The organism is Bdellovibrio sp. (assembly GCF_036384735.1).
GTDB lineage: Bacteria > Bdellovibrionota > Bdellovibrionia > Bdellovibrionales > Bdellovibrionaceae > Bdellovibrio.
In genome coordinates, this window is sequence record NZ_DASVLT010000005.1 from 12,732 (window position 1) to 24,920 (window position 12,189).

At 43.6% G+C, this 12,189-nt stretch carries 13 protein-coding genes; 5 read left to right on the plus strand and 8 right to left on the minus strand.

All coding sequences use genetic code 11. From position 1 onward, the window contains the following. Positions 1-49: 49 nt before the first annotated feature. Positions 50-751, plus strand: coding sequence for a YebC/PmpR family DNA-binding transcriptional regulator (locus VF412_RS00315; protein WP_349258987.1), 702 nt, complete (start codon positions 50-52; stop codon positions 749-751). A 77-nt stretch (positions 752-828) separates the two neighbouring features. Here VF412_RS00315 and VF412_RS00320 read toward each other — a convergent pair whose 3' ends face one another. From VF412_RS00320 to VF412_RS00345, 6 genes are all read right to left on the minus strand, one after another. Beyond that, positions 829-1,092 (minus strand): hypothetical protein, encoded by a 264-nt coding sequence (locus VF412_RS00320; RefSeq protein WP_331337192.1) that lies wholly within the window; start codon positions 1,090-1,092, stop codon positions 829-831. Positions 1,093-1,269: 177 nt separating this feature from the next. Beyond that, positions 1,270-1,704 carry a SufE family protein gene (locus tag VF412_RS00325; RefSeq protein WP_331337193.1) on the minus strand — a complete coding sequence of 145 codons (435 nt, stop codon included), beginning with the start codon at positions 1,702-1,704 and terminating at the stop codon, positions 1,270-1,272. A gap of 31 nt (positions 1,705-1,735) precedes the next feature. Beyond that, positions 1,736-2,563, minus strand: a complete 828-nt coding sequence (locus VF412_RS00330; protein ID WP_331337194.1) for a hypothetical protein — start codon at positions 2,561-2,563, stop codon at positions 1,736-1,738. Beyond that, entirely contained in the window at positions 2,560-3,351 is a 792-nt protein-coding gene (locus VF412_RS00335) for a phosphatase domain-containing protein (protein ID WP_331337195.1), read from the minus strand. The genes VF412_RS00330 and VF412_RS00335 overlap by 4 nt, the downstream gene beginning before the upstream one ends. Before the next feature lie 30 nt (positions 3,352-3,381). Beyond that, the gene (locus VF412_RS00340) at positions 3,382-3,855 is read right to left on the minus strand and encodes a hypothetical protein (protein ID WP_331337196.1); all 474 of its coding nucleotides are present in this window, start codon (positions 3,853-3,855) and stop codon (positions 3,382-3,384) included. Between the two features lie 100 nt (positions 3,856-3,955). Further along, the gene (locus VF412_RS00345; RefSeq protein WP_331337197.1) at positions 3,956-4,447 is read right to left on the minus strand and encodes a hypothetical protein; all 492 of its coding nucleotides are present in this window, start codon (positions 4,445-4,447) and stop codon (positions 3,956-3,958) included. A 276-nt stretch (positions 4,448-4,723) separates the two neighbouring features. Between VF412_RS00345 and VF412_RS00350 the strand changes: the two genes are divergently transcribed. From VF412_RS00350 to VF412_RS00365, 4 genes are all read left to right on the plus strand, one after another. Continuing rightward, positions 4,724-4,987 carry a hypothetical protein gene (locus VF412_RS00350; RefSeq protein WP_331337198.1) on the plus strand — a complete coding sequence of 88 codons (264 nt, stop codon included), beginning with the start codon at positions 4,724-4,726 and terminating at the stop codon, positions 4,985-4,987. Between the two features lie 102 nt (positions 4,988-5,089). Beyond that, positions 5,090-5,287, plus strand: coding sequence for a hypothetical protein (locus VF412_RS00355; protein WP_331337199.1), 198 nt, complete (start codon positions 5,090-5,092; stop codon positions 5,285-5,287). Positions 5,288-5,358: 71 nt separating this feature from the next. Further along, entirely contained in the window at positions 5,359-6,555 is a 1,197-nt protein-coding gene (locus VF412_RS00360; protein WP_331337200.1) for an MFS transporter, read from the plus strand. A 167-nt stretch (positions 6,556-6,722) separates the two neighbouring features. After that, positions 6,723-7,028: a hypothetical protein gene (locus tag VF412_RS00365; protein ID WP_331337201.1), complete on the plus strand. Its 306-nt coding sequence runs from the start codon at positions 6,723-6,725 to the stop codon at positions 7,026-7,028. Positions 7,029-7,143: 115 nt separating this feature from the next. Here the strand turns inward: VF412_RS00365 and VF412_RS00370 are convergent, their stop codons facing one another. Next, positions 7,144-9,459 (minus strand): HD domain-containing protein, encoded by a 2,316-nt coding sequence (locus tag VF412_RS00370; RefSeq protein WP_331337202.1) that lies wholly within the window; start codon positions 9,457-9,459, stop codon positions 7,144-7,146. 119 nt (positions 9,460-9,578) lie between these two features. After that, positions 9,579-12,152: a DNA mismatch repair protein MutS gene (gene mutS / locus VF412_RS00375; protein ID WP_331337203.1), complete on the minus strand. Its 2,574-nt coding sequence runs from the start codon at positions 12,150-12,152 to the stop codon at positions 9,579-9,581. Positions 12,153-12,189: the final 37 nt, after the last annotated feature.

Below are 12,189 nucleotides of genomic sequence, written 5' to 3' on the forward strand. Positions count from 1 at the left end.
TGCAGCTCCCCCACTTGCCAAATAAATCCTGTTTTGGTTTCATATGGGAATGGGAAAATCATGGAAAAACGCAGGTAAAGTAGAGAAAGCCCAACAAAAGGGTCAAATATTCACAAAACTCGCGCGCGAAATTCAAGTTGCCGCGAAAGCTGGAGGCCCAGATCCCGCAGCCAATGCTCGTCTTCGTATGGCTATTGATGCGGCTAAAAAAGAATCTTGCCCGAACGATACAATTGATCGCGCAATCAAAAAAGGCGCAGGCCTTCTTGATGACGGTAAAGTGATCGAAGAGTTGATGTACGAGGGTTACGGCCCTCACGGTGTTGGTGTTATCGTTGAATGCCAAACGGACAACAAACACAGAACAGCTCCTGATATGCGCCACGCTTTCAAATCTCATGAAGGTAATATGGGCGAGACAGGATCTGTTGCCTGGATGTTCGAACACGTAGGCTTAATCGAGGGCACTAAAGCTGGAACATTTGATCCAGACGAAGAAGCCATCGAAGCGGGTGCTAACGAAGTCTCTAAAAACGATGATGGTTCTTACGAGTTCTTCACAGGCTCAAGCGACCTAGATGCCGTTCGTGATGCTTTGGTAAAACGGGGCTGGAAAATCGAAAAGGCAGAGCTTTCATACAAAGCAAAAAACATCACGGAACTTACTGACGAGCAAAGAAAAGACGTCGAAGAGTTCTTGAATTATCTAGACGATATGGACGACACACACAGAGTCCACGCAACGATCTAGATTCACAACTCACATTTACAAAATAAAAAAAGGGCTTCGCTATGAAGCCCTTTTTTTATTTTCAAATCAAATCAAAACTATTTTTTGTGAGCTGCTTTTTTAGCGTTGCAAGCAGCAATAACATCAGAGCCGACAGTCACACCAGCAACAGATTGACCTGCAAGAACTGGTTGCATACAGTCTTTATAAAGACCTTTCTTTTCTTTATGCTCACCTTTTACGAAGCCCGCAGATTCACAAGCCGAAAGAATTTGCTTACATGGGTGATCACCTTTTGGTGCACCTTGAGCGAAAGCGGATACGGAACCAAGAACGATCATTGTAGCGATAAGACTTTTCATAACGACCTCCTTCAAAGGTTTATAGTTTAAGCGTAAACTGTTCTGATTAATCCCGAATGAGTATGGAATTAATAATTGTTAATTCCACATTACAAAGTCTCGAAAAGAAACAGAAATTCGCTAAACCTCGACCTCAAATCGAAGCTAAAAAAGAGGATGTGACGATCAAAACACTAATTAGCGTTTTGTTTTAAGAAGATAATCAAAAGCCATCGCATAGTTTTTGATTTGTTTGAGCATCGAATGAAGACCATTCGCACGACTCGGGGAAAGATTGCCCTCAAAGCCCAAGGCCTTCAAAAACTCTGGTGGAGTCGCAAGCACTTCTGCAGGAGTCGATCCGGAATAAACATTCAAAAGCAAAGCCACAAGCCCCTTCACGATCAAAGCGTCACTATCCCCTTGAAGAACCATTTGGCCTTGATCGTTCAAAGCCGCATGCAACCACACCTGAGACTGGCATCCCTTTACGGCATTTGCTTCCGTTTTTAATGCCTCTGGCATCTCTGGCAAAGCCTTTCCCATCTCAATGATCTTCTTATAGCGATCTTCCCATTGGGTGTGAGCAGAAAAGTCAGCGATGATTTTGTTTTGACGATCTTGAATGTTCATCTCGTGTCTTTCTATTTATTCCTATTTATCCCTATTTATTCGCGTTCAATGCTGCAGGTAACTCGGTCAAGATTTCGAAAAGGTCTTCTTCGAGGGATTGTCCTGTTTCCCCGAGCATTTCGTGGAAGGCTTTTTTATCTAAGTTCTGAACGATCTCAAAGGACTTTTTATAAAATCCTTCTTGATCGTCGTAATAGCCATTCCAAAGCTCGATTGCTTTCTTTTCAGGCATGGACCAGGACTTCTTTTCCGCCGCAGTCCCATCCTGACGATTGTGATAATCAAGAAGCGTCATCACTTGGCGAGGGGAAAAATCTAGCATCACCAACGCCTCTTCAAGCAGTGCGAGCTCGACGTACCATAAATAATTATTCAACTTTTCCCAAAAATCTTCACCGGTTTTTCCGTAAGAGCTTTTACAGAAGAACGTCGTACAAACGACTCCGCGATTTCTCCACACATTGCAGTTTTGATTTTCCTTATTGTAGTAAGGGCACAACCAATCTTCGCGTTGACCGAATTCGTGTTCTTCACGGTTGTTGAATTCAACTTGATACTTAACCGGCGCCACCATTCCGATAGGTAACGCGTACTCGCGACGTTCAATTTTGCCACGGAAAATTTCGTGGGCCTTTGTTGAGGAGCTTTCGTTAAACAAAGCCCCCACCATAAAATTAGGAATGAACGGATGGAATGTGCAGCACTTTAAATCTTCACGGTAGTGGATTTTCTCTTTATTGCGTGGCCGAGCCATTGCGCAGGTTTCACATGTGGCTTTGGTTTCCTGCGGAGCGAATTCTAAGATCTCACGCGGCAAAAGATTCGAATAAATTTGCGGAAGTTGGTACTTTAAAATCATTTTTTCTGGCAGCGTCTGATGACTTTCTCTTTCAGTTCATAAAAATTTGGAAAAGCATCGAGATCATCCCATCTCCAAACCAGCTCATTACATCTCATATAGCGCGGAAATGCCACCTCCCCTGTTTTTAAGTCCAGGGGTTGTTTCACAATCGCACTGGCGATGTTGGTCATCATCCAAGCTGTCGAAGCCTGTGAAAGCAGTTCTGCGCGAGCTAAATCCAAAGACAATTCAGCGGCCGTTGCATAACCCACCTGGTCCATGAAGGGAACTGAACCGACTTCTTCTCGACCGTGACTCGCGTAAATCAAGTGGATGTATTGATAGAAACGAATATTGGGATACTCACTTTTGATTTGCTCATAGTTGGCACTGTCTTGCTCGCCATTATCACCAATAAGAATCACAGTGTCGGGTCTCTCTGCTTCTAGAATAGCGCGCAGGTGAATCAACTTGTGCGTCTCTGCGCTTAAATCTGTGCGCGGAATATAAAGGCCCGCAGGGAAACCACCATTATGCAAAAACGATAGATGTGTTGATCCCATCAGCCACTGTGGGGCCTTTGATAAGTAGTAAATCGACATATCGGGATGATCAGATTTTAGTAAGGTTAAGAGCTCACTCATTCCAAGAAAACGACTTTGATCATCGAAAGCATATACCGCTGCGGAATCCAAATCTTGAACATTGGCGATTTTTAGAGTGTCATCGATATCACTGACCAAGACAACTTTAGCTTGCGCAATAGCGCCCACAAATATGAACAAGAGAATGAAAAGACTCTTCATAGGAATCCTCCAGAGGGATTCCTTTTATAATTAGCGCCCCTGTTCGTCAAAGTGAATACTGAAAGTTGTAGGAGTAACAAGGACCTGCAGAGTCTTCTCCTCATTCACAAATCGGTAAGTTCCGTGATCTAAAAAGAACTGGGCGGCCGTCGCTATAGCGGAGTCTCCCTCAAGCTCTAAAGTGGCTCTATGCAGCCCTAGTTGCGCCGAGGCAGATCTTTGCAACATTAGCATACAGGTGTAGCCACCATTGCTGCGATTGGCGCAAATGAAATTCATAATTTTTTGATCGGTCTTCAAGGATTTCCCAGGGCCCAACATTGAATCCTGGATCGGCACATTCATAGCTGTAAAAAGTTTTTGAGGCGACTCATCCCCCGAGCCATCTGGGTTTTGCGCAGTCATGTTGATCATAAACTGGCCTCCCAGAAACTGCCCCTGAGTCATGGCCTGCGCAAAACCAGCGCTTAAAAATATCAAAGTTGAAAGAAAGATTTTTTTCATGGCTCCAGGCTATCAAGAGCCCCAAGTTGCCTCAATCATTCCGGTATCAAGAGGTGGGATAACAAAATGGGAAATGTTAAGCAGCAGATTTAAACTGACCCTATTTCCAACGGCTGTTTGCATTCACCCGTGCAGGCATTCCCGTTCCGCTGTACACGCTCGTCTGATAAGTTCCATTACGAATTTTTCTTGAAGTAATCTCGACGTCAATCAAAGCATTGAATCCATCACGAACTGCCATGAAAGCCAAGCGCAACAAGGCCTCTTCACGATCTGCACATTCCGGAATTTGATAAGGACGTTCGTGGCGACGGAAGTTTCTAGTCTCTTTGCTTTGCGCTTTTTCAAAAATCATGATGCCTTCGGCTTTTTTCATGTCTTTTTCATAAGCTGCGAGTTCCGCCGCTACGTCGCGATCAAAACAATTGTAGCAATAAGTACTGTGCGAAAGATTTTTCGGGATTTCTTTTAAGAATGAAAAACTGTCTTCACCTAAGAATTGCGCACACTCTTTACAAACAGAATCATCACAGATTCCACACTGCAAAGTGGCTTTCGGTTTTAAACATGAACAGCAAGACGAATTTCCCATAAGCTAAGGTGTTATCACGGCTTTTTCAGAGTGATTACCAGAAAATCCCATTATGAAAATAAGTAGAAATGGGGTGCCTAGAGGTTCAACAGAGGTGTTGCGTTTCTTGTCCCTTGTCAGTCTCATAACAGGAAACACTTTCTGCTCCATATTGAGATAATATTTCATAGTAATTTCAAATACTTATTGTCCATTTTCATTGGCACAATGGTACTTTCCTGGCCCGCCCCTTGCTCCCTTGTCTAAGTATCAACGAACTCGAACCAAGGGGAACTTATGAAAACACTTATCGCAATCGCAGTCTTCGCCTTCTCTTGCAGCTCTTTCGCATGGTCATCTCACGATCCATCCTCAAAAGAGTATTCATTCAAATATAAAATGCAGGGCCAAACTTTAGAGCTTAAACAATCAGCAGGATCTTATGAGGAAGCCTACGAAAGAGCCGCTCAACAGTGCTTTAGCTTCTTTAAAGGATCTGGAAAAGTCTCGGAATCTCGCGGACTAGATATCATCGATGTTTGCGCGAACCCACGCACTTAAGCAGCTAAAAATTTTGACGAGAAGCATAAGTTCCTTGAATTGGCCCTTCCCCCAGGGCCTAAGCTGCTTTATAGTTAGGGCGTAATCTAAGGAGCAGTTTTAATGGGTATTCTTAAAGCCATTGGCGAATTTCTAGTAGGTAAAGATCCAGACATCTTTGATGAAAAAGGACAAGTGTCCCACAAACTCCCTAAAAAGAAATGGGAAGCTTGGCACAACCGTACTAAAACGGACCCCCAATACAACTGGCGCAACCACACTGGGATCTCTGGCGCCTCAAATAAAAAGAAACCAAATTAATTACCAAAACCCACTGAAAACAGTGGGTTTTGTTTTCAGACCTGTCTTTGTTCTTTGTTACCGGAGTTCCTATGTCTTCCACCTCTGAATCTTCATCTTCTTCAAAATTAACTCCCACAACAGTTTGGATCATGGCGACAGCCACAGGTCTGAGTGTTGCGAATCTTTACTACAATCAACCTCTACTTGCCGACCTTCAACAATCCTTCGGTGTTGGCGTTAAAGAAATTGGTACGATCCCTACACTGACTCAAATCGGTTATGCCTTGGGAATGCTATTCCTAGTTCCGTTGGGTGATATGATTGAACGTCGTAAGCTTATTGTCCTGACATCACTTCTTGTGACGGGTGCTTTGTTAATGGCGGCAACTGCGCAGAATCTAATGACGATGGCTATCGCGAGTTTGCTGATTGGCCTGATGACGATGACTCCGCAGTTGATCATTCCATTTGCGGCTCATCTTGCTGACAACAAAAGTCGCGGAAAAGTTTTAGGAACCGTGGTCAGTGGTCTTTTGATCGGAATTCTTTTATCACGCACACTCAGCGGTTTTATCGGGTCCATGTTTGGATGGAGAACTGTTTTCTACAGTGCTGCCGCTTTGATGTTAGCTTTAGCTGCGATTCTTTCTGTAGCCCTTCCAAAAAGTGAAACATCTTTTTCTGGCAGTTATGGCAAGTTGATGAAATCGATTTGGCACTTGGTGAAAGAAGAACCGACTTTGCGCGAGTCTTCTTTCATCGGTGGAATGATCTTTGGTTTATTCAGCTCTATATGGGCAACGTTGATCTTTCTTTTGAAAACTCCGCACTTTGGTTACGGCGCAAAGGAAGTGGGCCTGTTCGGCCTTTTAGGAGCTGCAGGCGCACTTGCTGCGCCAATCATGGGTCGTGTTGCTGATAAACGTGGGCCACGCTTTGGCTTGGCTGTAGGATTAGCGGTTACAACTTTGTCTGTATTGATTTTATTTTTCTCTGGCGAAAGTTTATTGGGTTTGATTGTTGGTATCTTTGTTATGGACCTTGGCATTCAAGGGGCTCACGTATCAAATCAAACTCGCGTCTTTGCTTTACGTGAAGATGCGCGCAGCCGTCTTAATACAGTTTATATGTTTTGCTACTTTGTCGGCGGGGCTTTGGGATCTTTGCTTGGGTCCTTCGCTTGGAACGCAGGACAATGGATGGGCGTTTGTATTTTAGGTTGTATCTTTATGTTAGCTGCTTGGGTGATTTATTTTATGGGTCGTCCTTCTAAAAAGAATAGCTAGATTTACCTGCCGAATTTTCGGCAACACCGAAATCCCGGCAGAATCCATCTGTCGGGCTCCCGACAACAAAGTCATCTATTCGAATATATACTTCCTCAGAGGTGTTTTCATTCGGCACAGCCACTGCAATCTCTTTAAGTCATCAACAACGACTCGAAGGAGATTTTATGAGAACACTTATCGCACTATTTATGACTTTCGCTTCCTACCAAGCTTTCGCAGGTCCACAAGTTCTTTGCTATCAGAAAAACGGCAGCGTTGATATGTCGGTTAGCTCTGAAACTCCGACAGTTACTAAATATAATATTGAAAAGGCTTTAGGTCCTAATAGCCACCTTGTCGTGATGGCAGACCGCGAAGATTTAGCTCGCGTGTATGTACGTTCTGAAAATGCTGGCTATGAGTTTTATAACTTAGGTGTTGGCGAAACAAGTAACGGAAAACTTGGAATCAGCTGCACACGCATTCGATAGATTATTTTAAGCGGACGAGCTTAGGACTTCTTAAGCTCGCCTTGAATCCATTATTGGTACAACATTGGATTTATGTATGTCCCGCGATCATCACAGAATCTAGTCGCTGCAACGATTATGTTTCTTGGATTTTAAACTTTTCTTTTAGGCCTTGAATAAGCTCTGAACTTTGTCCGTGGGCCTTTACAAAGAAGATATCGTCCACCTGACGTCCCCAAGTGTGAACCTTTGCAGACTTAATACTAATACCCGCTTCGCTTAAAGATTTTGCAGCTGAAGCCAAAAGCCCTGATTGATCGGGTCCTTTAAAGCTAATCACCCATTCTTTTTCGTCCGAACTTACCAATTGAATTGAATCAAATTTCACTAATGGAACTTCTTTCGATTTCAACTGAGTGTTTTTTAAAATTTGCGATAGCTGCTGCAAATTCTTTTGCGTGGTCACTTGGAACCAATCATACACACCCACTTTGGGAAGCGTATGAATCGAAGCGTGGCGCACACCTAATCCCAAAGAATACAACTGCGTCACATAGTCAGCCAAAATCCCCTTACGGTCATGGCGATCATGGAAGCGAATCCAAATCTCACCATTACGGGTTTTAAGAATTTTCGGCGCCAAGCTTTCAGTGCTTTGTTCTGCTTGTTTTAAATCTTCTACTAATTCTTTAGTTGAAAGACTTTCAACTAAGATTGCACCAAGCTCTTCATAGATTTCGTCAGAAATTTGCAGATGCTTTTTCTTCTTTAAAGAATAAAAATCAAAATAGCCCTGGGCTTTTTTCGAAGACAGACTTTCTACAAGATCTTTTAAAAGTTTTGCCTTCCATTGATTCCACGCTTCAGGGTTAGTTGCACGAATGTCGACGGCAGTAAATAAAGCCAGGCGATAAAGATTAGCTCCTTCGACACCTTTATCTTTTAGCTCTTGCCACACTTTAGGATCTTTAGAGTTCTTTCTAAAAGCTGCTTGTGAAAGTTCTAGATGGTTTTTCACCATCCATTTGACGTCTTCAGTAAAGCTCTTAGTAAATCCGTAAGATTTAAAATCACGATCAACGATCTGCACACCCGCATCCGAGTGGTCCGAGGAATCCATGCCCTTCGCCAGGTCATGATACAATGCTGACCACGAAAGAACTTTCCAGTCATAAGCCGACAAATGATCTTTTAAAAACTTCAGCGGGCCTAACTCTTTAGGCTTACTGTAAAGACGTTTCGTTTCACGACAAGCCTGCATGATATGCGAGTCTGCCGTGAAGCGATGATATTGATCATGCTGAACATACCCCACCAGTCTGCGAATTTCAGGAACAAGCTTATCGATCATGCGTGATCTAAAGACGCTGACTAAGAATTCATCCGAGGCTTTTACAGACAAAACCTCATCTAACATTTTCCCACGACGACGAGCGAGCCTTTTGATCTCGTTATCTCTAAAGAAAAAATCGATTTGTTCGCGAACTTTTTTTTGCTGTAAAACGCTGGAATTTTTATATAACGCTTTTAGAAGATCTTCTGCCTTTTTAAATTCTTGGCGTTCGATTTTTTTTAGATTCTGTTCAGAGCTTTCAGCGACTTCAAATATCCAATCCGAATAAAAATGCACGCGAGATAAACCGCGCTGTAACGAATGCATAAAGTCTTTATTGCTCTTAAAGCCCATCCACTTCGCAATATCAAACTGTGTGGCACTGGAAAGGATGTCGTTGTATCCATCTAGTTGAAGTTTCTGGCGAAGACACAATAAATAATTGCGGTAGTATTTCAGAACATTCAGAGCATGCCCTGGGTTTGTGAACTTTTCTGCGAACAATTCATAGACTTGCAAACCCTGTTCAAGATCGCGCAAACCACCGGGACCGAATTTAATATTTGGTTCTAGATAATTCGTGATGGAATCAAAACGTTCTTCACGGGCTTTGCGCTCTTCTTTTACAGCCTTTAAAAGAATACGACGGAAGTGATTTTTCTTTGTCCAGATTTTCTTTTGCTGTTCAAAAAGTTTTTGCGCACCTTCCGGCGTCAGTGGACGTGCCTTTAGCAAAGACAAGATATCAAAGGCCTCGACGTTTTTTGTCCAGTCCTCGGGATCTTGAGGCATGCGATAGCGAAGTTTTAGACCCGCTTCTTGAACTAGATCGACATAGGCTTTTACTTTGTCTTCATCACCACAAAATAAGACATCGATATCTGATTTAGGACTCAGCTCACCGCGAGCCCAGGATCCCAGCATGATGGGATGCACTTCACGCCATCCAGGAATGCCTTGCAAACGCTCTTCAAGTTTCTTCCCTAACCAGTGCGAAAAGTTTTCTGATGAAAAACAAAATGCCTGACGAACATCTCCATCAGGCACCATGAGCGGAGGAGTTAAAACTTCCCGCGTTTGCTCTAATTGTTCTGCTTTTAAGAAAGACTTTGTCGACATCCCTTTTAGAATGCGACAGAGGGTCTAGACTTTCAAGCTTCCTGTTGAAAGTCTAGGTGCTGCTTCAGTCCACCTCAGTTGGTCTACACTTCGACGAAGTCGAAGTGTATTGGCGTCTATTAAGCGTCCGCAGAAGCGGATGCCGCCAACTCCTTCCATTTAGCGATTTGAGTCATCGCTTCAAGCGGACTCATTTGCATCAATGGATACTTTTGAACCTCTTCCATCAATGACTTCAAAGCAGCGTCGCGACGAAGGGTTTCTTCGCTCACTTCAACCGTTTCTTGAACTGGTGTCGCTACTCCAACGAAGTTCGAGTGTAGATCAGCCTCATAGGTCGGTACAGACAACTGATCCAGCAACGAAAGCTGACTTGTTGCTTGAACACGTTTTGATTCGATTTCACGAAGAAGGCTTTTCGCACGTTTCGTCACAGTTGCAGGCAATCCTGCAAGTTCAGCCACTTGAACCCCATAGGATTTTAAGGCTGGTCCTTTTACTAAAGTATGAAGGAAACGGATCTCACCATTGCGTTCTGCCACAGTCATGTGGGCATTCATAATTTGCGAGAAACTTTGATCCAAAGTAGTCAACTCATGATAGTGAGTCGCAAAGAACGTCAAAGCCTTCACATCACTTAAAAGATGCTCAAGGATTGATTGTGCCAAGCACATCCCGTCGAATGTGCTTGTACCACGACCGACTTCATCCAAGATAACCAAAGAATCTTTCGTCGCATTTTTAAGCATCGCCGATGTTTCAGTCATCTCAACCATGAATGTTGAAAGACCTTCAGACAACTGATCGCTTGCTCCGATTCTTGTGAAGATCGCATCGAATAATGGAACTTGCGCTTCATCTGCCGGAACGAAGCTTCCCATTTGTGCCATGATCGCAGTCAAAGCCACTTGTCTCATCAGTGTTGATTTACCGGCCATGTTGGGGCCTGTTAATAGCAAGCAAGAATGTGGACGAAGATCGATGTCATTCGCAACAAATTGAGTTTTCACTGTTTGCTCGACCACTGGATGACGACTGGCTTTCAAACGAATCGCACTGTCTTCGGTAAATTGTGGACGAACATATTTTTCTTCAAGGCTGAGCCATGCGAGGCTCGCTAAAGCATCAAGTTCGCTACATTCATGAGCTAACGTCAGCAAAGCTGGCGCCTGACCCAAGATTTCTTTTCTTAATGCTTCAAAGAATTCAAATTCAAGATCGGCACGTTTCGTGTTGGCACTTAGAACTTTTCTTTCAAGCTCGACCAACTCGTCTGTGCAATAGCGTTCTGCATTCGTCAAAGTTTGTTTACGTTGGTATGTCGAAGGAACTTTGTCTTTATGCGTGTTTGTGATTTCGATGTAGTAACCGAAAACGTTATTGTAACGGATCTTCAAACTTGAAATACCCGTTTTTTCTTTTTCTTCTGCTTCCATGCGCGCGACCATGGCCTGCGCATTTGTTGAAAGCTCGATCAATTCATCAAGCTCAGAAGAAACACCTTGGCGAATCAGGTAACCCTGTTTTGTCGTCAAAGGAGGATCTTCCACCAAGGTACGTTCAATTTTATATGCAAGCTCGCGAAGTGATTCAAAATTCGCAGAGCCGCCCGACGCTTGAACCAAAACTTCAAGCGCTGTGATACCCGCATGAACACTTCCTGCGACAGCCAACAAGTCACGGCCATTGCATTGAGGTTGAGAGATCTTTCCCAAACGACGTTCAATATCACCCATCTGACCCAAGATCTGACGAGTGCGTTTTAGCTCAACAACATGATTGCGCCAGAATTCAACAGAATCCAAACGCGTATTAATTCCCTTTGCATCACGAAGAGGGAAGCTCAACCATTGGCGAAGAAGGCGACTCCCTGCTGATGTTTGCGTGCGATTGATCGCATGAAACAACGAACCAAGACCTTCTCCTTTGTAGGTCGAGAAAATCTCGAGATGACGAAGTGTTGTACTAGAAATATCAAGACGATGTTCAAGGTCTCTTTCCGCGAAAGGAGACAGTGTCGCAAGAGTTTCATCACTGCCCAAAGATCTCACGTAGCTCAACAAACGAGCTGCCGATAAGGGGGCCGCATTTTTCAAAAGCTCGTGATCTGCATTCACGAAATCTTCGTGGTGAGAAATAAGGAAGCCTTGAATGCCACCAAGCAAATGTTCATCTTCTTTCGCCACAACGATCTCAGCCACAGGCAAGATCTGTAAGAAACGAAGAAGGTCTTGAGTTTTCTTAGATTTAAAGAAGAAAGCTTCACCAGTTGTTGAATCAAGGAAGCTGATGGATTCACTATCAACACTCACCAGGTAGTGAGCCTTAGTGCCATCAAGCGTGTCTGAATCATACACCATTCCAGGCGTAAGAATTCTTGTCACTCCACGCTTCACAATGCCTTTGGCCGCTTTTGGATCTTCAAGCTGATCACAGATCGCGACTTTAAAACCATGAGCCAAAAGTTTATTAATGGGACCCGCGACAGAATGGTGAGGCATTCCGCACATCGGTGTTTCATCTTGTGATTTCTTATTTCTTTGCGTAAGAGCGATCCCCAAAACAGGGGCTGCCTTCACAGCATCATCGAAAAACATTTCAAAGAAATCCCCCATTCTAAAAAGGAGGATTTTATCTTGATGAACGGACTTAATGTCCCAATATTGCTTCATTAACGGAGTGAGATTCGACATAGAAAAAAACCCTATCGAACCCCCCTCCATGTTTCAA